Genomic DNA, 24739 nt, shown 5'->3' on the forward strand with positions numbered 1-24739 from the left:
GTCCCCGAGGCTATCGGGTCACCGCCGCCGCGCTGCGCGATGCGTCAGCATCGCATCCAATTCTGCGGCGACCTCGGTTCCCTGCTTGATCGCGCGCTTGGCGTCCAGCTCGGCCGCGACGTCGGCGCCACCGATCAGGTGCCAGTTGTCACGCTCCGTCCACAGGTCGCGCACCGACTCCTGGCCGGCGCAGAGGATCACGTGGTCGACCTCGAGCGTGTGCGGCTCACCGTCGACGGCGTAGTGAAGGGTGACGGCGTCGTCGCCCGCCTCGATCTTGTCGTAGGTCGCGCCGCGGACCTGCTTGACGCCGTCCTGCTTCAGGTGCGCTCGGTGGGCCCAGCCGGAGGTCTTCCCGAGGCCGATGCCGATCGGAGTGGACTTGCGCTGCAGCAGGGTCACCTGGCGGGCGGGGGCCTCGAGCACCGGGGTGGTGAGGCCGCCGCGGAAGGTCGCCGGGTCGCCGACGCCCCAGCGGGCCTTCCACTCCTCGAGCGTCTCGGGCTGGTGGGTCAGCCAGGCAGAGACGTCGACGCCGATGCCTCCGGCGCCGATCACCGCGACCCGGCGGCCCGGGACGACCCGGCCGGCGAGCACGTCGGCGTACGTCACCACCCGGTCGTCCTCGGAGCCGGCGATCTGCGGCACCCGCGGGGTGACGCCGGTGGAGACGATGACGTGGTCGAAGGGCTCCAGATCGGCGGTGGTGGCCTCGGTGTCGAGGCGTACGTCGACGCCCAGCACCTCCAGACGCCGGCCGAAGTAGCGCAGGGTGTCCTTGAAGTCCTCCTTGCCCGGCACCGCCATCGCGAGGCGGAACTGGCCGCCGATCTCGGCGGACTTCTCGAACAGGGTCACCGCGAAGCCGCGCTCGGCGGCCGAGGTGGCGGCGGCGAGGCCGGCCGGACCGGCGCCGACGACGGCCACGGACTGCTTGAGCTTGGTCGGGGAGAGCACCAGGGTCGTCTCGCGCGCGGCGCGCGGGTTGACCAGGCAGGAGGCCGCCTTGTTGGCGAAGGCGTGGTCCAGGCAGGCCTGGTTGCAGGCGATGCAGGTGTTGATCTCGTCGGTGCGGCCCTCGGCGGTCTTCTTGGCGAACTCCGGGTCGGCCAGCAGCGGGCGAGCCATCGAGACCAGGTCGGCCTTGCCCTCAGCGATCGCCGACTCGGCGAGCTCGGGGGTGTTGATCCGGTTGGAGGCACAGACCGGGATCGAGACCTCGGCCTTGAGGCGCGCGGTCATGTCGAGCCAGGCGCCGCGTGGGACCTGGGTGATGATCGTGGGCACCCGGGCCTCGTGCCAGCCGATGCCGGTGTTGAACACTGAGACCCCGGCGTCCTGGAGCGCGTAGGCGAGCTCGATCGTCTCCTCCCAGGTCTGACCGTCCTCGACCAGGTCGAGGATCGAGAGCCGGAAGATGATCGGGAAGTCGTCCCCGACCAGCTCGCGCGAGCGCCGCACGATCTCGACCGGGAAGCGCATCCGGTTGGTCGCGGTGCCGCCCCAGCGGTCCTCGCGCTGGTTGGTGCGCTCGGCGAGGAACTGGTTGATCAGGTAGCCCTCCGACCCCATGATCTCCACCGCGTCGTAGCCGGCCTTCTTCGCCAGCGACACGCTCTTGGCGAAGTCGTTCACGGTCGCGTCGACGGCCTTGTCGGAGAGGGCCGCGGGCTTGAACGGGTTGATCGGCGCCTTGACGGCCGAGGCGCTGACCGAGAACGGCGTGTAGGCGTAGCGGCCCGCGTGCAGCACCTGCATCGCGATCGCACCGCCCTCCTCGTGCACCGCGCCGGTGACCCGGCGGTGCTGGATGGCGTGGAGCCGGGAGCTCATCTCGCTCGCGAACGGCTTGAGCCAGCCGCGCTTGTTGGGTGCGTAGCCGCCGGTGATGATCAGCCCGGTGCCGCCGCGTGCGCGCTCGGCGAAGTAGGCCGCCAGCTTGGGGATGTCCCACGCGTGGTCCTCGAGGCCGGTGTGCATCGACCCCATCACCACGCGGTTGCGCAGGGTGAGCGACCCGATCGTGAGCGGGGAGAGCAGGGATTCGTACGCCATGGACGTATGCTACTCATGAGTAATAAGAAGCGGCCAGTGCTGGTTCCATTTAGCATTCCGCACATGCGCACTCGCCTTACTCCCCTTCTCGTCGCCTCACTCGCTCTGGCCGCCGCTCTGACCGCGTGCGGAAGCGAGGACGACACCAGCGCCGCGGGCGGCGCACCTGCCTCGTGCAAGGCCGCGGACCTGCCGCTCAAGCAGGACGGCAAGCTGACCATCGGCACCGACTCCCCGGCGTACGAGCCGTGGTTCTCCGAGGACGACCCCAGCAACGGCAAGGGCTTCGAGTCGGCGGTCGCCTACGCCGTCGCCGAGCAGCTCGGGTTCGCCAAGGACGACGTCGTCTGGGTCAAGCAGGCGTTCAACACCTCCTACACCCCGGGCGAGAAGAAGTTCGACTTCGACATCAACCAGATCTCCATCACCCCCGAGCGAGCAGGCGTCGTCGACTTCTCGCAGGGCTACTACACGGCCTCGCAGGCGGTCGTGACGATGGAGGAGGACGCGGACAAGGCGGCGTCGCTCGCCGATCTGAAGGGCCTCAAGCTCGGTGCCCAGACCGCGACCACGTCGCTGACCGCGATCCGCGAGGACGTCCAGCCGACCACGGACCCGCTGGTCTTCGACACCAGCGACCAGGCCAAGCAGGCGCTGCTCAACGGTCAGGTCGACGCGCTCGTCTTCGACCTGCCCACGGCGTTCTACATCACCGCCGCCGAGATCGAGGGCAGCACCATCACCGGGCAGTTCGAGAGCAGCGAGAAGCCGGAGGAGTTCGGCCTGCTGACCGAGAAGGACAGCGGCCTGGCGCCGTGCCTCGACGAGGCGCTGACCGCGCTCGAGGAGGACGGGACCCTCGCCGCGCTCGAGAAGGAGTGGCTCTCCGACGTCGTCTCCGTGCCGGTCTTGAAGTGACAGCGTCGATTCATTCTGTGGAGGGGTCTCGACAGGCTCGACCACCGAGTGAGCGGGAGCTCGAGAGGCAGGCCGTACGCCGCCGGCTGAGGCTCCAGCAGGTCACCATCGCCACCGTGGTGACCGCGGTGGTCGCGGTCGGGCTGGGGCTGCTGGTCGTCTCCTCGCCCGGGTGGGACCGGGTCCGGGACTACTTCCTGAGCTGGTCGCACGCACGCGACTCGTTCGCGGCGATCGGGGAGGGGTTCTGGATCAACATCAGGATCTTCCTGGTCGCCGAGCCGTGCGTGCTCGTCCTCGGTGCCCTCGTCGCCGTCGCCCGCCAGACCACCTCCCCGTGGCTGGCGCCGCTGCGGCTCCTGGCCACCGGCTACACCGACCTGTTCCGTGGGGTGCCGTCGATCATGGTCGTGGTCATCTGCGGCATCGGGATCCCGGCGCTGGGGCTGTCCGGGGTGACCAGCTCGCTGTTCTGGCTGACCACGTTCGCGCTCGTGCTCTGCTACGGGGCCTACGTCGCCGAGGTCTTCCGCGCCGGCATCCTGGCGATCCACCCCACCCAGGTCGCCTCGGCCGAGGCGCTGGCGCTGACTCGCGCCCAGACCATGCGCTTCGTGGTCCTCCCGCAGGCCGTACGCCGCGTCGTACCGCCCCTCATGAACGACCTCGTCTCGCTCCAGAAGGACACCGCGCTGATCTCGGCGGTCGGGGTCTTCGAGGCGCTCCGGGCGGCCCAGGACTACCAGGGCTACAACTTCAACGGAACGCCGCTGCTCGTCGCCGCTGCGTACTTCCTCGTCGTCGCGGTGCCGCTCACCCGGCTCACCGACTGGCTGATGCGGCGACAGATCGAGAAGGAGCAAGGCCGATGACGGCATCGATGTCAGGCCTGCTGGAGGCGAAGGGGCTGCGGAAGGCCTATCGCGGGAAGGTCGTCCTGGACGACCTGGACCTGTCCGTCGCAGAACACGACGTGGTCTGCCTGATCGGGGCGTCGGGGTCGGGGAAGTCGACCCTGCTGCGCTGCCTCAACCTGCTCGAGACGATCGACGACGGGGTGATCACCTTCGACGGCCGGGAGATCTCCGACCCGCTCGTCGACCCGCGCTCGGTCCGGCGCGAGATCGGGATGGTCTTCCAGGCGTACAACCTGTTCCCTCATCTCTCCGTGCTCGACAACTGCACCTTGGCCCAGGTGCGGGTGCACGGCGTCGCCAAGGACGAGGCGGCCGATCGAGCGCGGCAGCTGTTGGCGCGGTTCGGCCTCGCGGACAAGGCCGACGCCCATCCCGACGCGCTCTCGGGGGGCCAGCAGCAGCGGGTCGCGCTGGTGCGGGCGATGTGCACACGCCCGCGCCTGCTGCTCCTCGACGAGATCACCGCCGCCCTCGACCCCGAGCTCGTCGGTGAGGTGCTGGAGATCGTCCGGGCCGAGGCGCAGGCGGGCACGACCCTCGTCCTCGCCACCCACGAGATGTCCTTCGCCCGCGAGGTCGCCACCAAGGTCTGTTTCCTCGACGGCGGTCGCGTCTTGGAGCAGGGTCCACCGGAGCAGCTCTTCGGCGACCCGGTCGAGGAGCGCACCCGCGCGTTCCTGGCTCGCGTCCGCTCCTGACCGCCGCGGGATATCCGTTCCTTTTACTAGACGATGACACCTCGTGAACCGGGTGGACTCAACCGGTCGAAGCAACGCTGAGTTGAAGGAGCGTTGTGATGCCGACGGGGAAGCCCTTTTCACAGGAGTGTCGTTCTCGAGTCGTGGATCTGATCTGTGCGGGTATGTCGGCACGGCGGGCTGCTGATGTGGTCGGCGTGGCGAAACCGACCGCGGTGCTGTGGTGGCATCAGGCTTGCCCAGTGCCGATTCCACTTGAGCAGGGTGCGTTACGGGGTGGGCTGGGCACAGTGCTACAGAGTGACCCGAGTGTCCCCGGTACCGACCGTGCAGGCCGTCAGCGTCGTTGTTTGACCGCCCAGGATCGTGCGGTGATCGCTGCAGGACTGGCTGATCGGTGGTCGCAGGCCAAGATCGCTGCGGTGATCGGGCGGGATAGGTCGGTGGTGTGCCGCGAGGTCGCCCGCAACACCGGCCACGATGGTGTCTATCGCGGTGAGGTGGCTCATCGGGCAGCCCACCAGCGCCGCCGGCGTCCCAAGGAGTTCAAGCTGGCCGCGAACCCACGACTGTCTCGGCTGATCGAGACCTGGATGGACCAGGGCTGGTCACCCGGGTTGATCGCGGCGGTGCTGCGCACCGATCACCCCGGTGCCGATCCGGCTGCGAGGATGGGACGGGTGAGTCACGAGACGATCTACCGGGCCCTCTATGTTCAAACCCGCGGTCAGCTCCGAGCCGATCTACATCGATGCCTCTCTACTCGGCGCAAGGCCCGCAAACCTCGTGGCCGTTCCAGCCATGACCCCAGCAAGAACGCCTATGCCGAGGCATTCAAGATCAGTCAACGACCTGCCGAGGTCGCTGACCGAGCCGTTCCGGGGCACTGGGAGGGCGACTTGATCCTCGGGAGCGGGAACGGCTCAGCGATCGGCACCTTGGTCGAACGCACCACCCGGTTCGTGATCCTGCTCCACCTGCCCGGTCGCCACGACGCCGAGACCGTTGCTGAAGCGATGATCCGCGAGATGGGCACGCTGCCCGATCACCTACGACGCTCGATCACCTGGGACCGTGGCCTTGAACTTGCCCGCTACCAGCACATCCAGGTCGAGCTCGGCACCACCATCTACTTCGCCGATCCACACTCCCCCTGGCAGCGAGGATCCAACGAGAACACCAACCGGCTCCTCAGACACTGGTTCGAGAAGAGCAGCGACCTCTCACGCCACACTCCCCAAGACCTCCAACGCATCGCCGACACCCTCAACCAACGCCCACGCCCTACCCTTGACCTACAGACGCCGGCCCAACGGCTGGCCCAGCTGCTGAACCCAGCAGCCTGACCAACCGTTGCTTCGACCGGTTGAGTCCACCCCGTTCATGAGGTGTCATCGTCTAGTAAAAGGAACGGGTCCGAGGTGGGGGCGGCAGACCGAGGAGGCGGTTTCCACAGAGTTATCCACAGGATCTTGATTTCGGTCGCTCCCGACGGCCAGTCCTCCTACCGTCCCTGCGCATGGAGGTCACCACGCGCGAGGCGATACGTCGGATCTGCGAGCTGCACATGATCGGGAAGGTCGAGGCGAACCGGGTCCTGATCGCAGGCCTGGCCGGCCCCGGGCAGAAGGTCGGCAGCGCGATCCTCTACGACGAGCGAAGGCTCGCTGCGCTACTCGCCCGACCGCGCTGCACGGACCAGACACTGGACGCGGTTCGCCCGCTCATCGTGCGGCTCGGTCGCGATCGCAGGTTCGACCTCTCGAAGACCTGGGAGGAGCAGGCCGAGGTTGTGCGGCGGAACTGGTACGTGCCGTTCTTCCTCGGCGCGATGCTCGATCGCTGGGGCTGCCTGGACGGCCGGCGGTTCCCGCTGGTCGCGACCATCGCCAGTTGGGTGGTGTTCGGTGCAGAGGTCGTGGGCCACACCTACGACGAGGGAGCGCCGCCGGCGGCGAACCGCAGCACACCGCCGCGTACGTTCCAGGTCGAACCCCCGGGTGACTGGTTCGAGCCGATCAAGGAGACCTGGCTGCCGCTCGAGCACGGGCCGACGGTGACGGTCTGGGGTGCGCCGACCACGAACGGCCCCTTGCATGCGGTCGACTGGCTCAGGGCTGATGCCGAAAAGCAGAAGAAGCAGATCGAGTACGAGATGTGGCGACGGTCCGCCCCTGCCCTGCGCGACGTGGCACAGGTCGGCCTGACCGACACCGAGGCGATCCTCCGGGCCTGGAACCGGACTGCCCCGCCTCGTCCGGAGACCGGACAGGGCGGGGCAGCGTAGAGGCCTGGATCAGACCGCGGCCGGGGCGGGGAAGGTCGGGTACTCGACACCCGAGATCGACTGCACGGTGCGGACGACCTGGCAGGAGTAGCCGAACTCGTTGTCGTACCAGACGTAGAGGATCGCGGAGTCGCCGTCGACGATGGTCGCGTTGCCGTCGATGATCGAGGCGGCGCGCGAGCCGATGAAGTCAGAGGAGACCGCGTCGCGGGCGGTGGTGAAGTCCACCTGGCGACGCAGCTCGCCGGTCAGCGAGGCCTCGCGGAGGTACTCGACGACCTCTTCCTTCGAGGTCTCACCCTTGAGCGAGAGCGACAGGATCGCGATCGAGACGTCCGGGGTGGGGATGCGGATCGAGTTGCCGGTGATCTTCGCCTTCAGGTCCGGGAGCGCCTTGGCGACGGCAGAGGCCGCACCCGTCTCGGTGAGCACCAGGTTGAGCGGTGCGGAACGACCACGGCGGTCGGCCTTGTGGTAGTTGTCCAGCAGGTTCTGGTCGTTGGTGAACGAGTGCACCGTCTCGACGTGACCGCGCACGATCCCGAAGCGGTCCTCCATCAGCTTCAGCGGCGGCACGATCGCGTTGGTCGTGCAGGAGGCGCAGGAGATGACCTTCTCGTCGCCGGTGAGGGTCTGGTGGTTGACGCCGTGGACGATGTTGGGGACGTCGCCCTTGCCCGGCGCGGTCAGCAGGACCTTCTTGATACCCGGGCGCAGGTGCTGCGACAGCCCCTCGCGGTCGCGCCACTTGCCGGTGTTGTCGATGAGGATGGCGTCCTTGATGCCGTACGCCGTGTAGTCGACCGTCGTCGGGTCGTTGGAGTAGATGAACTGGATCGGGTTGCCGTTGGCGATGATCACGCCGTTCTTCTCGTCCACCGTGATGGTGCCGGCGAACTGGCCGTGGATCGAGTCGCGGCGCAGGAGCGAGGCGCGCTTGATGAGGTCGTCCTCGCCGCCCTTGCGGACGACGACAGCCTTCAGTCGCAGGCCGTGGCGCGAGCCCGCCTTCTCGACGAGGAGCCGGGCGACGAGCCGGCCGATCCGGCCGAAGCCGTAGAGCACGACGTCCTGGCCGCCGTTGCGCTCGAGCTTGTTGTCACCGATGGCACCGGACAGCTTCTCGGCCACGAACTCGTCGACCGAGAGGCCGCGGTCGTCCTCGGCGTACTGGACCGCGAGCAGGCCCAGGTCGATCTTCGACGGGCCCAGGTCGAGCTTGGCGACCGCCTGGAGGAGCGGGAACGTGTCCGTGACCGAGAGCTCCTCGCCCTCGATCTGGCGCGCGAACCGGTGCGCCTTGAGGATCGAGATGTCGGACTTGCTCACCAACGACCGGCTGTGGACCAGGATGGTGACATCCTTCTCGCGGTAGAGCTTGCCGATGATCGGGATCATCGTCTCCGCGAGCTCCTCGCGGTGCTGCCAGTCGTTGAAGGTCTCGTCGGTGTCGCTCACAGCTCAACTTTCGGTTGCTCGGGAAGATGGGACGGCACACCCCGCCAGGCTCGATTATCGGCATGGCGACAGCCCCGGCCACCTTGATCGATCCAACCTCGGACAGGGTGTGACGGGGGTCTCTCCAACCTCTACGAGCAGGCCCGGAACGAGCCGGAAGACGCCGTCAGGGAGTGGCGGTGGCCGTCGGCTCCTCGGTCGGCTCCGGGGTCGGCTCGACCGTCGCGGTCTCGGTCGGCTCGGCGGTCGGCGTCTCGGTGGCCGGCTCGCTGGCCTCTTCGCTGGGGACCGTCGCGGTCGGCTCCGTCGTCTCGGACGGTGTCACGTCGCCACCGGTGTCCGTGCCGCTGCTCGGAGCGACCTCGCCCTCGTCCTCCGCGTCCTCGTTGTCGGGCCGCTCGGCGAACTCGGAATCGTCCCCGGTCTCCACGGAGCCGCCGACCGGTGTGGTCGGCGCGGTGCTGCTCTCGCCGGTGGTCGGCTCGGCGGACGGGGTCACCTCGCCGACCTTCGGTGCGTCGTCCTGGCCCGGCAGGAGGCCGGGGTTGGCGGCGACGGCCACGCCGGCCGAGACGAGGACCACCGCCGCGGCGGCGAGGCCGGCGATCTTCCAGCGACGCCCGGAGGGCTGCTGGGGCTCGGCGAACGTGGGGGCCTGGGTGGGCAGGTCGGCGGTGTCGGTGGGGCCTACGGGAGGCCGCGGGGCACGAGCGATCCCGCCTGCGGGGAACGCGGGCGGCGGCGCGCCGATGGTGGTCTCCTGCTCCGAGGTGGCAGGGGCCGGCAGCAGGGTCCAGTCGCCGTTGGTGGCGAGGATGTCGGCGGCGGAGGGCCGCGCAGCCGGCGACTCGGCCAGGCACGCGGCGACGAGCGGACGCAGGTAGACCGGGCACAGGCTCAGGTTGGGCGACTCGCCCGTGAGGAGATGCCCCATCGAGCCGATCTCGCCGCTGAACGGCCAGCGCCCGGTGGCGGCGACGAAGGCCACCAGACCGAGCGCCCAGATGTCGACGGCGCTGGAGAAGGTGCCGGTCTGGACCTGCTCGGGCGCCTGATAGCCGTAGGTGCCGACCGCCTTGCCGGTCTGGGTCAGCGCGGTGCCGTCGACGGAGCGGGCGATGCCCATGTCGATCACGCACGGGTCGGTGGCGCCGTAGAGGATGTTGCCCGGCTTGATGTCGCGGTGGACCAGCCCGACGCGGTGGACCGCGGCGAGCGCCTCGGCGACCCCGGCCACCAGCTGGCGTACGTCGATCTCGGGCAGACGCTGACCGGAGCTGACCAGCTTGCTGAGGGGCGGGTCTGCGACGTACTGGCTCGCCATCCAGGGCTGCTCGGCATCGGGGTCGGCGTCCAGGACCCGCGCGGTGAAGCGGCTCTCCACCTTCTTGGCGGCCGCGATCTCCCGCTCGAACCGGGCGCGGAAGCCGGGGTCGGAGGTGAGCTCGGGAAGGATCGCCTTCACCGCCGCCTGCATGCCCGCCGCGTCCTCACCCAGGTAGACGACACCCATGCCACCGTGACCGAGGCGGCCGGTCAGTGCGTAGGGACCCATCTCGCGGGGATCGTTCGCGGTCAGCGGGCTGACCGAGGTGAACGCGAGGGACTGGGGGGATGTGGGGATTTCCCGAGACAACTTCTCTGCTCCTGTGCACCGGCGAGTGTGTCTCGGAGCGTAGCGGACTCTGCGCCGCGATCAGGTCAGGCCGGGCGGAGGGTTCCAGACTCTGGATCCAGACCGCGGACCCGGACTCCGGGAGGCCGGATCCTGCAAGGATGGCCGGCATGACTGAGTCGACGGAGAAATCCACAGTGACGTTGGACCAGGGCACCGGTCCCCTCCGCGGGGTCAAGGTCGTCGAGCTGGCGGGGATCGGGCCGGGACCGCACGCCTGCACCATCCTCGCGGACATGGGGGCGGACGTGATCCGGGTCGACCGGCCGGGCGGCAACCTGCTCGGCGGCGGTGCCGGCGACCTGCTCACCCGGGGCCGCCCGAGCATCGCGCTGGACCTGAAGAACCCCGATGCCGTCGAGACCGTCCTGCGTCTGGTGGAGACCGCCGACGTGCTCATCGAGGGGCTGCGCCCGGGCGTGACCGACCGCCTCGGGCTGGGGCCCGACGCCTGTCTGGAGCGCAACCCGCGCCTGGTCTACGGCCGGATGACCGGCTGGGGCCAGGACGGACCGCTCGCCCAGTCCGCAGGCCACGACCTCACCTACATCGCCACCACCGGCGTGCTCAACGGCCTCGGCCAGGACCGCGCCCGACCGCACTTCCCGCTCAACCTGCTCGGTGACTTCGGTGGCGGATCGACCTACCTGGTCATGGGCATCCTCGCCGCACTGGTCGAGGCCAGGACCACCGGCCAGGGGCAGGTCGTCGACGCCGCGATCGTGGACGGCACCGCCCATCTCGCCACGATGATCTCCGGCATGCTCGCCTCCGGCACCTGGCACGAGCAGCGGCAGAGCAATCTGCTCGACGGCGCGATGCCGTTCTACGCGCTCTACGACACCGCCGACGGCCGCCAGGTCGCGGTCGGCGCGCTGGAGGGCAAGTTCTTCGCCGAGCTGGTCACCCGGCTGGGGCTCGACGGCGTCTGCCCGGGCCAGTACGAGATGGAGCGCTACGACGAGATGCGCGACCTCTTCGCCAAGACCTTCGCGTCGAAGACGATGGCCGAGTGGGCGGAGCTCTTCGAGGGCACCGACGCCTGCGTCGCCCCCGTCCTCACCCCGTCGGAGGCGGCGACCCATCCGCACCTGCAGGCCCGCCAGACGTACGTCACCCACCACGGCGTCACCCAGCCCGCCCCCGCCCCGCGGTTCAGCCGCACCGCCTCCACCTTGGGTGCGGGACCGGCGGCCAGCGCGGGTCAGCACACCCGCGAGGCCCTCGCCGCGTGGGGCATCGACGACGCCGACGCGCTGATCGAGAAGGGCGCCGCGTTCCAGGACTGACGAGCGGACCGCGGAGCAGAAAGAGAAACGGCGCGGTTCGGCTCAGTCCTTGTGGACCAGAGCGGCAGCGCGGCGACGCAGGACCACGACGAGCGCGGTGCTGGCGGCGGCAGCACCGGCGAGCATGGCCAGCAGCGGCCACATCGCGGGCACGGGGGAGTCGCTCTCGCCGGCGAGACCGGCGTCGATGTTGGTCGGGACCTCGGAGTCGGACTCCTCAGCCGTCGGGACGGCGGACGCGGACTCGGTCGGCTCCTCCTCGAGGACGACGGGCTCGGTCGGCTCCTCCGAAGGCTCCTCGCTCGGCTCCTCCGAGGGCTCCTCGGACGGGGTGGGCGACGGCGTCGGGGTCGGCTCCTCGACTGAGCAGTCGCCGAACCAGAAGACCTTCGACTTGGTGGTGTTGCCGTTGCTGCGCGGGGTCTCGACCGTGACCTTGGCGTGGAAGCCCTGCTCCGGGTGCGGGATGCCGCTGGAGGTCAGCGTGTAGGTCTCGCGAGCGTCCAGGCCGCTCTCGGTGCCGGCGCCGGTGGCGGAATCGCCGCCGACAGTGACCTCGAGCGGACCGTCGATGTCGAGCTCACCCTCGAGCGTCGGTGCGTGCAGCACGATGCTGACCTTCGAGACGACCTCGGGACCCTCGTCGAAGCCATACCACTCGATGTCGAAGGAGCAGTTCTGGTGCGGGTTGTTCTCCGGGGTGTCATCGGGGGCGTCGTCAGGGAGGACGTGGTCCTCGATCTTGACCGTGCCGTTGTTGCCGCCCGGGTCACCGGTGGCGAAAGCCGGGGCTGCGGCGAGCCCGGCAAGGGCGACGCCCGCGACAACCGCGCCGGCGCGTACGAAACTCAACACTGGAAAACCTTTCGAAGACCATGTGACCGCGCTCTGCGGTCCGCCTGCAGCCTCAGCCACCGAAAGCGATGGGTGAGTGACCCCGAAATCGCTGTGGATGCTTCGCCGCCCCCACAGCTGCAGACGGCAGCGTAGTGACCTCGAATACACGCGTGGAAGTGGGGCGCCCTGGTGTTACCGAGCCGTTGCTCAATCGCTGATCTCCTGATTTGCTTGCAAAAGTTTGCGGGACAGGGTGTCGCAAACACGTACTCCCGGGTAACGTGACCCACATGCATGTCGACGTACTGATCATCGGTGCCGGCGTCTCCGGCATCGGCGCCGCCGCACAGCTCCGCGAGCGCCTCCCCGGGAAGACGCTCGCGATCCTCGAGCAGCGCGATGCCAGTGGCGGTACCTGGGACCTGTTCCGCTACCCGGGCATCCGCTCCGACTCCGACATGTTCACGTTCGCGTTCAAGTGGCGACCGTGGCAGAGCGCGCAGGCGCTGGCCGACGGTCACCAGATCCGTGACTACCTGCGCCAGACGGCGAAGGACTACGGCGTCGACAAGCTGATCCACTACGGCCACAAGGTGACCGGCGCGTCGTGGAGCAGCGAGGACAAGCAGTGGACGGTCTCCGTCGAGACCGCCGACGGCCCTTCCGAGATCACCGCCGGGTTCCTGTGGAACTGCTCGGGCTACTACGACTACGCCAACGGCTACCAGCCCGAGTTCGCCGGCCTCGACGACTACGAGGGCACCTTCGTGCACCCGCAGCACTGGCCCGAGGACCTCGACTACGCCGGCAAGAAGGTCGTGATCATCGGCTCCGGCGCGACCGCGGTGACCCTGCTGCCCAACCTGGCCGGTGCCGGCAGCGACCGCGCCGAGAAGGTCACGATGCTGCAGCGCACCCCGACGTACATCCTCTCCCGTCCGGGCCAGGACGCGATCGCCTCGCTGCTGAACACCGCGCCGTTCAAGCTGCTCGGCAAGCTGCCCTTCAAGCGCGTGCGCGAGAAGATCGGCCACGAGACGGTGCGCTGGGAGAACATCGTCCTCACCGTCGGCACCTACCAGCTGGCCCGCCGGGCGCCCGGTGTCGTCAAGAAGGTGATCCGCGACCAGTGGATCAACGGGCTCACCGCCCGCGGCGACCGTCCTGGGATGACCAAGGACGAGGCGACCGCGTACGTCGACAAGCACTTCAACCCGCCCTACAACCCCTGGGACCAGCGCATCTGCTTCGTCCCCGACGGCGACATGATGAAGTCGATCCGGGAGGGGTACGCCGCGGTGGTGACCGACCGGATCAAGACGTTCGTGCCGAAGGGCATCGAGCTCGAGTCCGGCGAGACGCTCGAGGCCGACATCGTCATCTCCGCCACCGGTCTCAACCTCCGGCTCTTCGGCGGTCTCGACTACACCGTCGACGGCGAGCCGGTCAGCCTGCCCGACCAGATGGCCTACAAGGGCCTGATGATCACCGGGATGCCCAACTTCGCCTACACGATCGGCTACACCAACGCGTCGTGGACGCTCAAGGCCGACCTGGTCACCGACTACGTCATCCGGCTGCTCGACTTCATGAGTGAGAACGGCTACGAGGTCGCCTCGGTCTCGCGGGATCCGAGCGTCGAGGAGCGGCCGTTCATGGACCTGGCCTCGGGCTACATCCAGCGCTCGCTGGAGCTCATGCCGAAGGCCGGTGACCGGGCGCCGTGGGCCGCGAAGCAGAACTACCTGGTGGACATGAAGGCGCTCGGGGCGCAGGTCGCCGATGGGGTCATCCGGTTCGGCTGAGCCGTGCTGGCGCCGGGCCTGTGATTACTGTGACAGGCATTCCAGGCCCGGTGTGAAGTACGTGGGACTACGATGGTCCCACCATGGATGGCAGGGCAGTTCGCTGGAAGCGGCACAACGATGACCGACGAAAGCGCATCGTCGACGCCGCGATCGGTCTGATCGAGACCGAGGGCGTCAACGTCAGCCTGCAGGCGATCGGCCAGGCCGCCGGGCTCTCCCGGTCCGTGGTCTACCGGCACTTCGCCGACCGGCGCGAGCTCGACCTCGCCATCCAGGCCGACATCCTCGCCGGTCTGTGGGCCAAGCTCTTCCCGGCGATGGAGCTGACCGGATCGATCCGGCAGATCATCTCCCGCACCGTCGGTGCCTACGTCAACTGGGCGCTCGAGCACCCGCTCCTGCACCAGGTGGCCGACGTCGACACCGCGCCGAACGGCACCGGGCCGCTGCAGCAGGGCCTCGACCGAGTCGCGGAGCGGATCAAGGAGCTGATGCTGGCAGCGTTCGAGCTGGGCGGCGTGACGATCTCCGAGGTCGACAAGAAGGCCGTCGACCCGCTGATCTACGGCCTGATCGGGATGGTCTTCGGCGCCGTACGCCGCTGGGTCCATCTCGGCGAGGGCATCCCCGACGCCGAGCATCTGACCTCGGTCGTCACCGAGGCCGTCCTGGCGATGATCGACACCCGCGCGATGGCGTACGGGCTCTCGATCGACCACGACCAGCCGCTCGAGGAGCTCCTCGGCTGACCGGTCCGGCTCAGGTCGGCAGTGTGAGATCTGCCGGCACCACCCGGCCCAGTGCGGCCCGGCACGCGATGATGCCTGGGGAGTCGGCGATGGCGGTGCGGGTGGCGGTGAAGACCGTACGCCGCGGGGACCCCGGCAGTTCGATCAGCCGCACCGCGGTCCGGTGGCGCACGCGCATCAGGTCGGAGAGCAGGGCGACCGCGTTGCCGGACTCGACCAGCGCGACGTGGGCCTCGACGTCGTCGGTCTCGTAGCGGACCTCGGGCTCGAAGCCCTCCCGGCGACACTGCTCCTCGATCCAGTGACGGGACGCCGTGCCCGGCGGCTCCATCGCCCACGGGACACGGCCGGCGTCGGCCAGCGAGGTGATGGCGTCCCAGATCTCGCCGGAGCCTTCGGGCGGGACGGCCAGCCTGAGCCGGTCGGTGGTGAGCGGCTGGCGGTCGAGACCGTCGAAGTGCGGTGCGCCGTGGTCGGGGTAGTGCTCGGCGACCACCAGGTCGAGCTCGCGCAGGGCGAGGTCGTTGAGCGCCTGCTCGGGCGCACGCTGGGACAGCATGACCCGCAGCCTCGGGTGACGCCGGGTCAGGTCGGCGAGCGCCTGCGGCATGTAGGCGAGGGCCACGGACTGGAAGACGGCGACCCGTACCGTCCCGGCGGTCTCGTCGCCGAGCGCGGTGACCGCGGCCTCGGCGGCCTCGAGCCGGGCCAGGATCTCGGTCGTGTGCTCGACGAGCACCTCGGCCGCGGCGGTGAGCTGAACCCGCCTTCCCGCCTTAGTGAGCAGGGGGACACCGACCTCCCGCTCGAGCAGACCGAGCTGCTGGGAGACCGACGAGGGGCTCTGGTGGAGGGCCTCGGCGACCTCGGCCAGCGTCCCGCGCGCGGCGAGCTCGGCGAGGAGTCGGAGGCGGCGGACGTCGAGCATTCCGACCCTTCAGTTCTGCTTACGAATAAACTCCAACAAACATCGCTTTATCTTACGTGACTCCGGTCGCATACTCGGCACTATGACCACCAATGACGCGCTCATCGCCGAGGTCGACCACCTCGTCCGCGGCTGGCTGGCGAAGGCTTCGACCAAGCCCACCGCCGCGGCCGCCCAGCGCCTCGCCGACGTCCTCAAGGACCCTTCCGGGCTCGACTTCACCGTCGGGTTCGTGGACCGGGTGATCCGCCCCGAGGACGTACGCGTGGCGGCCGCCAGCCTTCGAGAGCTGGCCGGCAACGTACCGTCGTTCCTGCCCTGGCACCTGAAGCTGGGCGTGAAGCTCGGCGCGCTGATGTCGCTGGTGGCGCCCTGGTTCGTCATCCCGGTGGCGCGCCGTGCGCTGCGGCAGATGGTGGGTCACCTGCTGATCGACGCCTCCGACGCGCGGCTCGGCAAGCAGATCGAGCGGATCCGCGAGCGCGGTGTCTCCCTGAACATCAACCTCCTCGGCGAGGCCGTCCTGGGCCAGAAGGAGGCCGACCGCCGTCTGGCCGGCATCCGCAAGCTGCTGGCCCGCGACGACGTCGACTACGTCTCGGTGAAGGTCTCCTCGCCGGTCGCGCCGCATGCGGTCTGGGCCTACGACGAGGCCGTCGAGCACGTCGTCGAGCGGCTCCTCCCGCTCTACACCTACGCCGCGACGTCCTCGGCCGCCGGGACGAAGAAGTTCATCAACCTGGACATGGAGGAGTACCGCGACCTCGACATGACCATCGACGTCTTCACGCGGCTGCTCGACCGTCCCGAGCTGGCCGACCTGGAGGCGGGCATCGTCCTGCAGGCCTACCTGCCCGACGCGATGGCGGCGATGATGCGGCTCCAGGAGTGGTCGGCTGCTCGGCGTGCGCGTGGGGGCGCGCCGATCAAGGTGCGCCTGGTCAAGGGCGCCAACCTCCCGATGGAGCACGTCGAGGCGTCGCTGCACGGCTGGCCGGTCGCGACCTGGTCGACCAAGCAGGACTCCGACACCAACTACAAGCGGGTGCTGTCCTGGGCGCTGACCCCCGAGCGGATGGCCAACGTGCGCCTCGGCGTCGCCGGCCACAACCTGTTCGACGTGGCGTACGCCTGGATCCTGGCTGGTCAGCGGCAGGTTCGTGACTCGGTCGAGTTCGAGATGCTGCTGGGCATGGCCGAGGGTCAGGCCGAGGCGGTCCGGGAGACCGTGGGTGGACTGCTGCTCTACGTGCCGGTCGTGCACCCCAAGGACTTCGATGTCGCGATCGCCTACCTGGTGCGTCGCCTCGAGGAGGGTGCCAGCACCGAGAACTTCATGTCGGCCGTCTTCGACCTCAACTCCTCCGAGGCGCTCTACCAGCGCGAGAAGGAGCGGTTCGTACGCTCCCTCGCGGCTGTCGACGACTCCGTTCCGCCGCCCAACCGGACCCAGGACCGGCGCAAGCCGGTCGCCGATGACGTGCAGCGGACGTTCGAGAACGCTCCCGACACCGACCCCCACCTGCCGGGCAACCGGGAGTGGGGCAAGGCGATCATCGCCCGGGTGGGCTCCTCGACGCTGGGTGACCAGCTCGTCGCCGACCACACCGTGACCTCGGTCGAGGCCGTGGAGTCGGTGCTCGAGGGTGCCGTCGGTGCCCAGGCCGACTGGGGCCGCAAGACCGGTGCCGAGCGGGCCGCCGTGCTGCGGGCCGCCGCCGTCGAGGTCGAGCGACGCCGGGCCGAGTGGCTCGAGGTCGCCGCGTCCGAGTGCGGCAAGACGCTCGACCAGGGCGACCCCGAGGTCTCCGAGGCCATCGACTTCCTCAACTACTACGCGAGCCTGGCCGAGGACCTCGACACCGTCGACGGCGCGCGTCAGGTGCCCGTACGCCTCACCCTGGTCACCCCGCCGTGGAACTTCCCGCTCGCCATCCCGACCGGTGGTGTCGCGGCGGCGCTCGCGGCCGGGTCGGTCGTGGTGATCAAGCCGGCTCCGCAGGCGCAGCGCTGTGGCTCGGTGCTGGTCGAGACGCTGTGGGCCGCCGGGGTGCCGAAGGAGGTGCTGCGGCTGGTGCACGTGCCGGAGAACGAGGTCGGTCGCGCGCTGATCGCCTCGCCGCTGGTCGACCGCCTGGTGCTGACCGGCGCCTTCGACACGGCCGAGCTCTTCCGTTCCTTCCGCTCGGACCTGCCGCTGCTGGCCGAGACCTCCGGCAAGAACGCGCTGGTCGTCACGCCGGACGCCGACCTCGACCTGGCGGTCAAGGACCTGGTCTACTCCGCCTTCGGCCACGCCGGACAGAAGTGCTCGGCGGCGTCGCTGGGCATCCTGGTCGGCTCGGTCGCGACCTCGCGACGCTTCCGCGACCAGCTGATCGACGCGGTGACCTCCCTCGAGGTCGGCTACCCGACCGACCCGACGGTGCAGGTGGGTCCGGTCATCGAGCCCGCCTCCGGCAAGCTCCTCAAGGCGCTGACGACGCTCACGCCGGGTGAGTCGTGGCTGGTGAAGCCGCGCCAGCTCGACGACACCGGCCGGCTCTGGTCGCCGGGTGTGAAGACCGGTGTGAAGCGTGGCTCCGAGTTCCACCTGACCGAGTACTTCGGTCCCGTCCTCGGCCTGATCTCGGCCTCCTCGCTCGACGAGGCGATCGAGATCCAGAACCAGGTCGACTACGGCCTCACCGCGGGTCTTCACAGCCTCGACCGGGCCGAGATCGCGCAGTGGCTCTCGTCGGTGGAGGCGGGCAACGTCTACGTCAACCGCGGCATCACCGGCGCGATCGTGCGCCGGCAGCCGTTCGGTGGCTGGAAGAAGTCGGCGGTCGGCGCCGGCACGAAGGCCGGCGGGCCCAACTACCTGGTCGGTCTCAGCGACTGGGTGTCCGCTCCCGCCACCGAGCTCGCGACGCCGGCACCTGCGGTCCGGTCGATCGTCGACTGGGCCGGTCGGATCGGGATCGACGGGATCGAGATGCTCCAGCGCGGTGCCGGGTCGGACGCGGTCGCCTGGGAGCGCGAGTTCGGTGCCGCCCGCGACGTCTCGCGGCTGACCGCCGAGGTCAACGTGCTGCGCTACTCGCCGGTGCCGGTCACCATCCGCTACGAGGGCGGCCCCGTCGCTCACCTGCTGCGGGTGCTCGCCGCCGGTGTCGCCGCCGGCGCCCCGGTGACGGTCTCCGTCGCCGCCGCGCTCGACGACGAGACCGCCTCGCTGGTGAAGGCGACCGGTGCGACCTACGTCGTCGAGGACATGGCCGCGTGGGCGTCGATCCTCTCCGGGCCGTATGCACCCAGCCGCGTACGTCTCCTGGGTGGGTCGCGCGAGGTCTTCGCCGAGGCGAGCCAGGGCCGCGTCGACATCGCCCTCTACGCCCAGCCCGTCGTCGAGGCCGGCCGGGTCGAGCTGCTCACCTTCCTGCACGAGCAGGCCGTCTCGATCACCGCCCACCGCTTCGGCTCCCCGACGCCGCTGGTGGACAACCTCTTCTGACGGAAAACCCTCGCCAGGGTCGGCCACCGCGTGGCCGACCCTGGCGAGCCGTTGCGCTTCTCCTACAGTGAGGCGATGACCTCGATCGCGCGCACTGTCGCGCGCCTCCTGCTCGGCGTGGCGATGACCGGCGCAGGGGTGGCGCACCTGACCACCCAGCGACAAGAGTTCCGAGCCCAGGTGCCCAGCTGGTTCCCGATCGAAGAGGACCTGACCGTCCTCGGCTCGGGCGTCGTCGAGATCGGGCTCGGGCTGGCTTTCGTCGCTCTGCCGGCCAGGCGGCGGCTCGTCGGAGCGCTCCTCGCCGCGTTCTTCGTGGCGATCTTCCCCGGCAACATCGCGCAGTACGTGGAAGGTGTCGACGCGTTCGGTCTCGACACGGACACGAAGCGGTTGGTGCGGTTGTTCTTCCAGCCTGTGCTCGTCGTCTGGGCTTTGTTCGGCGGGGGCTGGCTGAGGCGTTCTCGAGACGACTGAATCGCCTGCTTCTGACATGACTGCCGAGTCGGCGCGCCTGCGGGTCGGTGTGTGGCTGAGTGCGTCCCTCGCTTCGCTTCGCGAGGCACGGGGTCAGGTGCGCCGACTCGGCAGGCCTGCTCGTCAGTGTGCTGCCGAGCGTGCCCCCGCCCACGTACGCAGGTAGGACTCCGAGCCGCGGACGATGTCGTCGACGACGTCCTGGCCGCCGGTGAGGCGGAGGTCCTCGAGGTAGTCGGGGATCATCCCGTAGTGGGCGACGCCGTCGGTGTTGTAGTCCCAGATCCGCTGGCCGGTGACCTGCCGATCGACGACGGAGTCACCGAGGATGCTCTGGAACGGGTAGCTGACCCGCGTCTTCGCCGGTCCCGGCGTGCCGCCGAAGCCGTTCATGTCGAAGCCGAACCCGATGCCCGCGCCGTAGCGGTCGCGGACGGGGCCGGTGCGGGCGTACTCCGCCAGGAACTGGTCGGTGCTGTGGCCGTAGATCGTGGAGAAGCCGCCGAGGGCGTAGAGCCGGTCGAGGTAGCGCTCGTCCATCCAGGAGTGGCTGGCGAGGGCGCCGGGGTAGTCGGTCTCCTCGAGGATGTCGAGGGTGCGGCCGGCGGCCTTGGCGCTCATGTGGTCGACCTCGACCATCATGCCGCGCTTGATCAGTCCGCGGAGGGCGTACTCGCCCAGGGCGGAGAGGCCGTACGGGTTGCACACCGTCCCCGACGGATAGATCGGCGGCTGCGGCAGCCAGGCGAGCTCGGCCGGCCGGTCGACGAGGCGCGGGTTGTTGTCGTGCGGCTGGCCGGGGTCGCAGGCCTTCGGCGTCCAGAACGTCCCGGTGGTGAGGAACTGGCCGGCGTTGATCAGCAGCCCGGTGGTGCCCTTGTCGTAGCGGACCCCGCACAGCGCGTTGTCGAACTTGTGGCACAGGAACATCGACGAGACTCCGAGCGACTTCAGCTCGTCGAGTCCCGCGTCGATGTTGGCGCGCGTGCACGAGGGCAGCCGCAGCTTCTGGGAGCAGCCGAACGGCTCGGAGGTCTCCACGCCGAGCACGACGGCGAGCTTGCCGTCCTCGATCACCTCGCGCGCCTGGCCGGGATCGGTGACGATCCGGTACCACCCGCGGCCCTCGCCGCCGTACTGCGCGTCGATGAAGGCCTGGGTGTCGTACGCGTCCTTGGCCTGCTTCCGCACCGCGGTCATCTCGTCGCAGGACTGGTGGGTGCCCGGGTTGATCGCGCACAGCGCCTTGTTGCTGGTCAGCTGCACCACGAGGATCCGCTGGCCGGCACGCCAGGCACGCTCGACCCAGCGGTAGTACATCTGCTGGTGGGTCAGTGAGTCGTAGGCCGGCCAGTCCTTGAACGACGGCCAGCCGGTGGTGTCGTGGAAGCCGAGCGGGCTGCCCGAGCGGGTCAGGTTCTCCAGCAGCGCGGTCTCACCCGCGATGCCGTGGGAGGGGCAGTCCTTGAGCGCGTCTGCGATCCCGTTCGCCGACCAGGCCTTGCCACAGACGGCCGCGCCGCCGATCCCGTCCTGCATGAACATGTGGCTGTGGGCGTCGATCAGCCCGCGCACCGTGCCGTCCGGAGCGGTGCCGGTGAACGGCTCGCCGGTCACGTTGAGCTCGGACTCCGGCGAGGGAAGCCGCCGCTCCACATCGTCACCGGAGGCGGGCGGACCCACCATCGCGACGGTCACCGCGAGGGCGATCACAGCAAGCAGGGACGTACGTCTGATGCGCATGTGGCCTCCCGATGACCAGCGGCGAATGTACGGGTGTGGGTATCGCAAACTAGCAGTTGCTTGGGTCCCGTGGGGCGTTATCCCCGCAGGTCATCCGCTCTGAGAGACTGGCGAGTATGACGATCGCGATCATCGGTGCAGGCAACATGGGCGGGGCCGTGCTGGCCGGGCTGCTCGAGGCGGGTCACTCCCCGCAGAGCGTCATCGTCGTCGAGGCGCGCGAGGAGCAGGCCGCGGCGCTCCGGGAGAAGCACGGCATCCGTACGCTGCCGGCCGCCGAAGCCGTCGCCGAGGCCGACGTCGTGGTGCTGGGCGTGAAGCCCTACGGCGTCGTGCCGGTGCTGGAGTCGATCGCCTCCGCGCTGCGCGAGGGGACCACGGTGGTCTCGCTGGCCGCCGGCGTGCCGACCTCGGCCATGGAGCCCGCCGTCCCCGACGGTGTCTCGGTCGTGCGGGTCATGCCCAACACCCCGGCCCTGGTCGGCGAGGGCATGTCCGCCGTCGCCGGCGGCGCCAAGGCGACGGCCGAGGCCGTCGCGACGGCGGCCGACCTGATGGGTGCCGTCGGCAAGGTCGTCACCGTCCCCGAGGCGCAGATCGACGCCGTCACCGCGATCAGCGGCTCCGGCCCGGCGTACGTCTTCCTGGTCGCCGAGGCCTGGATCGAGGCCGGCGTCCACCTGGGTCTGACCAGGGACGACGCGACCACTCTCGTCATCCAGACGCTGACCGGCTCCGCCAAGCTGCTCGAGAGCGGCACCCACCCCGCGGTCCTCCGCGAGCAGGTCACCTCCCCGGGCGGCACCACCGCCGCCGCCCTCGGCGCGCTCGAGAAGAACGGCCTGCGGGCGGCCTTCCTCGAGGCCACCCGCGCCGCCTACGTACGCAGCCAAGAGCTCTCCTGACGAGAAGTGGTCGATCTGGGCCCGAGGGGAGCGTCTCGGCGGGCCTACATCGACCACTTCTCGGATCGTTCGACGTCTGCTTGGGTCGAGACTGTCAAGCATGCGGCGCTGGGCCCTCGTGTCGTCGATGCTCGACGCGGACGAGGACGTGGAAGTCGCGGTTGCTGCGGGTCGCTCTGAAGGTCCCGACTCGCTCGAAGCCCAGGGATTCCACAGTTCGTAGCGCTCTGGCGTTGAACGACGCGACGGTGACTCTGAACCCTGCGGGCGCGAACCGGCTCCGACCGAACTCGAGACCTGCCGCGATGACGACCCGGCCAAGTCCCTGGCCCGTGAGCTCGGGGCGCATTCCGCCCCCGGTGTCGAGTGCGGACTCGTCGTAGTCCCATCCCGGATGTCGTACACGTCGTAAGGCGCCTGGTAGCGCCAGCCCGTGATGTCTTCGGCCTGCTCCAGCGTCATCGGGGCAAGACGAATGGCGTCCGGGTCGATCGAGTGCGACACCTGGACAGACTCGCACACGGACCTGTCCGGCGCCGACGTCGAGCCAGGCCCGGTGAGGACCCGGCGCTGCCTCGGTCGACCCACTCGCTGAGCTCGCGGGCCGACCGATGTGACCTACAGGCCCAGGTGGCGGCTGATGATCAGCTTCTGCACCTCGGTGGTGCCGCCGTAGATGGTCTGGATGCGGCTGTCGATGAACGCCTTGGCGATCGGGTATTCCATCATGTAGCCGTAGCCGCCATGGATCTGGACGCCCTGGTCGACGAACTTCTTCTGCAGCTCGGTGGTCCACCACTTCGCCATCGAGGCGAGGACGGTGTCGGCGGTGCCGGCGTTGAGCTGGGTGACGGCGTCGTTGAGGAACAGCCGGGCGAGGTAGGCCTCGGTGGCCATCTCGGCGAGGGTGAACGCGGTGTTCTGGAAGCGGCCGATCGGGCGGCCGAAGGCCTCGCGGGTGCGGGCGTAGTCGAGGGAGAGCTCGAGGACCTGCTCGACGGCGGCGACCGCGATCGAGGCGACCGAGATGCGCTCCTGCGGCAGCAGGGTCATCAGCGAGATGAAGCCGGAGCCCTCCTCGCCGAGGAGGTTCTCCTTCGGCACGACCACGTCGGTGAAGGAGAGCTCGGCGGTGTCCTGCGCCTTCATGCCGACCTTGTCGAGGTTGCGGCCGCGCTCGAAGCCCTCCATGCCGCGCTCGACGACGAGCAGCGAGATGCCGTGGGCGCCGGCCTCGGGGTTGGTCTTGGCGACCACGATGACCAGGTCGGCGTTGATGCCGTTCGAGATGAACGTCTTCGAGCCGTTGAGGAGGTAGTGGTCCCCCTTGTCGACCGCGGTGGTGCGTACGCCCTGGAGGTCGGAGCCCGCGCCCGGCTCGGTCATCGCGACAGCGGTGATGATGTCGCCGGAGACGCAGCCCGGCAGCCAGCGGGCCTTCTGCTCCGGGGTGCCGAGGTGGGAGATGTAGGGGACGATGATGTCGGTGTGGACGAAGAAGCCGGGCCCGCTGGCGCCGATCTTCGCCATCTCCTCGTGGAGGACCGAGTTGAACCGGAAGTCCTTGATGCCGGGGCCGCCGTACTCCTCGTCGACGTCGAAGCAGAGCAGCCCGGTGTCGCCGGCCTTCTTCCACAGCTCGCGGGGGACGATGCCGTCCTTCTCCCACTGGTCGTGGAACGGCACGACCTCCTTCTCGAAGAAGGCCTTCGCGGTGGCACGGAAGTCCTCGTGCTCTGCTTCGTAGATGGTGGGCTTCTGGGGCATGACTCTCCTCCGTAGACGTACCCGGTTAATGATGCCTCACCACTGTGACGCAGACCGCATTGTCGTGATGGGCGACGGAGCAACTGTGACAGTAACACTGGCGAAGTGGCAATGGTTTGGTCTACGGTCCCTGACATGACCGAGACGACCGATGAGCTGATGACGATCGATGAGCTGTCGACCGCCACGGGGCTTTCGGTGCGCACCACGCGCTACTACGCGAGCCTCGGGTTGATCCCGGCGCCGATCCGTCGCGGGCGGGTGGCCTACTACGGCCCCGAGCACCGTGCTCGGCTCGACCTGGTCAGGGCGCTCCAGGAGCACGGGTTCACGCTGCAGGCGATCGAGCGCTACCTCGCCCGCCTCCCCGCCGACATCACGCGTGAGGACCTCGCGATGCAGCGGGCGATGATCACGTCGTGGGCCACGGAGCCGACCGAGGACATCCAGGCGAGGATCGGGCGTGAGCTGATCGCGCTGGGCCTGCCGCGCGACGCCCTCGCGGCGGCGTACGCAGCGACCTCTCGTCTCATGGCCGAGCTCGCCGCCGAGCTCAACGTCATCCTGCGCGACCAGGTCGTCGATCCGTTCCGGCGCACCCACCACAGCCCCGAGGAGGCCAAGCACCTCGAGGAGGTGCTCCCGCGGCTGCGGCAGCTGACCACCGAGGCGATCGTGGTGAGCTTCCAGGACGCCGTGAACCGGACGATCTCCCGCAATCTGTCGTGAAGC

The 24739-nt window shown here is 69.3% G+C and carries 19 protein-coding genes; 12 read left to right on the forward strand and 7 right to left on the reverse strand.

The window, feature by feature from the left end; translation table 11 throughout:
- Positions 1–18: 18 nt before the first annotated feature.
- Positions 19–2055 carry an NADPH-dependent 2,4-dienoyl-CoA reductase gene (locus tag ACWZJV_RS15810; protein ID WP_457177028.1) on the reverse strand — a complete coding sequence of 679 codons (2037 nt, stop codon included), beginning with the start codon at positions 2053–2055 and terminating at the stop codon, positions 19–21.
- 63 nt (positions 2056–2118) lie between these two features.
- Between ACWZJV_RS15810 and ACWZJV_RS15815 the strand changes: the two genes are divergently transcribed.
- The 5 genes from ACWZJV_RS15815 to ACWZJV_RS15835 all read left to right on the forward strand — a co-directional run bounded on the left by ACWZJV_RS15815 (position 2119) and on the right by ACWZJV_RS15835 (position 6875).
- Complete coding sequence (locus ACWZJV_RS15815) at positions 2119–2973, forward strand: ABC transporter substrate-binding protein (protein ID WP_196875910.1); 855 nt, start codon at positions 2119–2121, stop codon at positions 2971–2973.
- A 17-nt stretch (positions 2974–2990) separates the two neighbouring features.
- A complete protein-coding gene (locus ACWZJV_RS15820) occupies positions 2991–3845 on the forward strand; it encodes an amino acid ABC transporter permease (RefSeq protein ID WP_457177031.1) in 855 nt (284 codons plus the stop codon).
- Positions 3842–4588 (forward strand): amino acid ABC transporter ATP-binding protein, encoded by a 747-nt coding sequence (locus ACWZJV_RS15825; protein WP_457177033.1) that lies wholly within the window; start codon positions 3842–3844, stop codon positions 4586–4588. Before ACWZJV_RS15820 ends, ACWZJV_RS15825 begins: the two co-directional genes overlap by 4 nt.
- A 98-nt stretch (positions 4589–4686) precedes the next feature.
- Complete coding sequence (locus tag ACWZJV_RS15830) at positions 4687–5934, forward strand: IS30 family transposase (RefSeq protein WP_457177035.1); 1248 nt, start codon at positions 4687–4689, stop codon at positions 5932–5934.
- Positions 5935–6107: 173 nt separating this feature from the next.
- Positions 6108–6875 carry a hypothetical protein gene (locus ACWZJV_RS15835; protein WP_457177037.1) on the forward strand — a complete coding sequence of 256 codons (768 nt, stop codon included), beginning with the start codon at positions 6108–6110 and terminating at the stop codon, positions 6873–6875.
- A gap of 9 nt (positions 6876–6884) precedes the next feature.
- Here ACWZJV_RS15835 and ACWZJV_RS15840 read toward each other — a convergent pair whose 3' ends face one another.
- Entirely contained in the window at positions 6885–8333 is a 1449-nt protein-coding gene (locus tag ACWZJV_RS15840; protein ID WP_457177039.1) for a glyceraldehyde-3-phosphate dehydrogenase, read from the reverse strand.
- Positions 8334–8499: 166 nt separating this feature from the next.
- Positions 8500–9888 (reverse strand): protein kinase domain-containing protein, encoded by a 1389-nt coding sequence (locus ACWZJV_RS15845; RefSeq protein WP_457177041.1) that lies wholly within the window; start codon positions 9886–9888, stop codon positions 8500–8502.
- Between the two features lie 230 nt (positions 9889–10118).
- Here ACWZJV_RS15845 and ACWZJV_RS15850 point away from each other — a divergent pair, with 230 nt between their 5' ends.
- Positions 10119–11297, forward strand: a complete 1179-nt coding sequence (locus ACWZJV_RS15850; protein ID WP_457177043.1) for a CaiB/BaiF CoA transferase family protein — start codon at positions 10119–10121, stop codon at positions 11295–11297.
- 42 nt (positions 11298–11339) lie between these two features.
- Here the strand turns inward: ACWZJV_RS15850 and ACWZJV_RS15855 are convergent, their stop codons facing one another.
- Entirely contained in the window at positions 11340–12149 is an 810-nt protein-coding gene (locus tag ACWZJV_RS15855) for a hypothetical protein (RefSeq protein ID WP_457177045.1), read from the reverse strand.
- A 275-nt stretch (positions 12150–12424) separates the two neighbouring features.
- On the opposite strand from ACWZJV_RS15855, the gene ACWZJV_RS15860 reads away from it, so the two are divergent.
- Both ACWZJV_RS15860 and ACWZJV_RS15865 read left to right on the forward strand, forming a co-directional pair.
- Positions 12425–13939, forward strand: coding sequence for a flavin-containing monooxygenase (locus tag ACWZJV_RS15860; protein ID WP_457177047.1), 1515 nt, complete (start codon positions 12425–12427; stop codon positions 13937–13939).
- Positions 13940–14022: 83 nt separating this feature from the next.
- Entirely contained in the window at positions 14023–14691 is a 669-nt protein-coding gene (locus ACWZJV_RS15865) for a TetR/AcrR family transcriptional regulator (protein WP_008356044.1), read from the forward strand.
- Between the two features lie 10 nt (positions 14692–14701).
- Here the strand turns inward: ACWZJV_RS15865 and ACWZJV_RS15870 are convergent, their stop codons facing one another.
- Positions 14702–15619, reverse strand: coding sequence for a LysR family transcriptional regulator (locus ACWZJV_RS15870; protein WP_457177049.1), 918 nt, complete (start codon positions 15617–15619; stop codon positions 14702–14704).
- Positions 15620–15701: 82 nt separating this feature from the next.
- On the opposite strand from ACWZJV_RS15870, the gene ACWZJV_RS15875 reads away from it, so the two are divergent.
- Positions 15702–19115, forward strand: a complete 3414-nt coding sequence (locus tag ACWZJV_RS15875) for a bifunctional proline dehydrogenase/L-glutamate gamma-semialdehyde dehydrogenase (protein WP_457177051.1) — start codon at positions 15702–15704, stop codon at positions 19113–19115.
- A gap of 75 nt (positions 19116–19190) precedes the next feature.
- The gene (locus ACWZJV_RS15880) at positions 19191–19592 is read left to right on the forward strand and encodes a DoxX family protein (RefSeq protein ID WP_457177052.1); all 402 of its coding nucleotides are present in this window, start codon (positions 19191–19193) and stop codon (positions 19590–19592) included.
- 123 nt (positions 19593–19715) lie between these two features.
- Here the strand turns inward: ACWZJV_RS15880 and ACWZJV_RS15885 are convergent, their stop codons facing one another.
- Positions 19716–21335, reverse strand: a complete 1620-nt coding sequence (locus ACWZJV_RS15885; protein ID WP_457177054.1) for a Coagulation factor 5/8 type domain-containing protein — start codon at positions 21333–21335, stop codon at positions 19716–19718.
- A 116-nt stretch (positions 21336–21451) separates the two neighbouring features.
- On the opposite strand from ACWZJV_RS15885, the gene proC reads away from it, so the two are divergent.
- Positions 21452–22240 (forward strand): pyrroline-5-carboxylate reductase, encoded by a 789-nt coding sequence (proC, locus tag ACWZJV_RS15890; RefSeq protein ID WP_457177056.1) that lies wholly within the window; start codon positions 21452–21454, stop codon positions 22238–22240.
- A gap of 618 nt (positions 22241–22858) precedes the next feature.
- Here proC and ACWZJV_RS15895 read toward each other — a convergent pair.
- Positions 22859–24007 (reverse strand): acyl-CoA dehydrogenase family protein, encoded by a 1149-nt coding sequence (locus ACWZJV_RS15895; RefSeq protein ID WP_008356058.1) that lies wholly within the window; start codon positions 24005–24007, stop codon positions 22859–22861.
- Positions 24008–24142: 135 nt separating this feature from the next.
- Between ACWZJV_RS15895 and ACWZJV_RS15900 the strand changes: the two genes are divergently transcribed.
- Entirely contained in the window at positions 24143–24736 is a 594-nt protein-coding gene (locus ACWZJV_RS15900; protein WP_040754673.1) for a MerR family transcriptional regulator, read from the forward strand.
- Positions 24737–24739 lie beyond the last annotated feature (3 nt).

Source organism: Nocardioides sp. WG-D5, from assembly GCF_054031175.1.

Bases quoted from the DNA above. Each gene is read 5' to 3' on its own strand.
- ACWZJV_RS15810 (WP_457177028.1), bottom strand. From the start codon at position 2,055: ATGGCGTACGAATCCCTGCTCTCCCCGCTCACGATCGGGTCGCTCACC.
- ACWZJV_RS15815 (WP_196875910.1), top strand. From the start codon at position 2,119: ATGCGCACTCGCCTTACTCCCCTTCTCGTCGCCTCACTCGCTCTGGCC.
- ACWZJV_RS15825 (WP_457177033.1), top strand. From the start codon at position 3,842: ATGACGGCATCGATGTCAGGCCTGCTGGAGGCGAAGGGGCTGCGGAAG.
- ACWZJV_RS15830 (WP_457177035.1), top strand. From the start codon at position 4,687: ATGCCGACGGGGAAGCCCTTTTCACAGGAGTGTCGTTCTCGAGTCGTG.
- ACWZJV_RS15835 (WP_457177037.1), top strand. From the start codon at position 6,108: ATGGAGGTCACCACGCGCGAGGCGATACGTCGGATCTGCGAGCTGCAC.
- ACWZJV_RS15845 (WP_457177041.1), bottom strand. From the start codon at position 9,888: ATGGGTCCCTACGCACTGACCGGCCGCCTCGGTCACGGTGGCATGGGT.
- ACWZJV_RS15850 (WP_457177043.1), top strand. From the start codon at position 10,119: ATGACTGAGTCGACGGAGAAATCCACAGTGACGTTGGACCAGGGCACC.
- ACWZJV_RS15860 (WP_457177047.1), top strand. From the start codon at position 12,425: ATGCATGTCGACGTACTGATCATCGGTGCCGGCGTCTCCGGCATCGGC.
- ACWZJV_RS15865 (WP_008356044.1), top strand. From the start codon at position 14,023: ATGGATGGCAGGGCAGTTCGCTGGAAGCGGCACAACGATGACCGACGA.
- ACWZJV_RS15870 (WP_457177049.1), bottom strand. From the start codon at position 15,619: ATGCTCGACGTCCGCCGCCTCCGACTCCTCGCCGAGCTCGCCGCGCGC.
- ACWZJV_RS15875 (WP_457177051.1), top strand. From the start codon at position 15,702: ATGACCACCAATGACGCGCTCATCGCCGAGGTCGACCACCTCGTCCGC.
- ACWZJV_RS15880 (WP_457177052.1), top strand. From the start codon at position 19,191: ATGACCTCGATCGCGCGCACTGTCGCGCGCCTCCTGCTCGGCGTGGCG.
- ACWZJV_RS15885 (WP_457177054.1), bottom strand. From the start codon at position 21,335: ATGCGCATCAGACGTACGTCCCTGCTTGCTGTGATCGCCCTCGCGGTG.
- proC (WP_457177056.1), top strand. From the start codon at position 21,452: ATGACGATCGCGATCATCGGTGCAGGCAACATGGGCGGGGCCGTGCTG.
- ACWZJV_RS15895 (WP_008356058.1), bottom strand. From the start codon at position 24,007: ATGCCCCAGAAGCCCACCATCTACGAAGCAGAGCACGAGGACTTCCGT.
- ACWZJV_RS15900 (WP_040754673.1), top strand. From the start codon at position 24,143: ATGACCGAGACGACCGATGAGCTGATGACGATCGATGAGCTGTCGACC.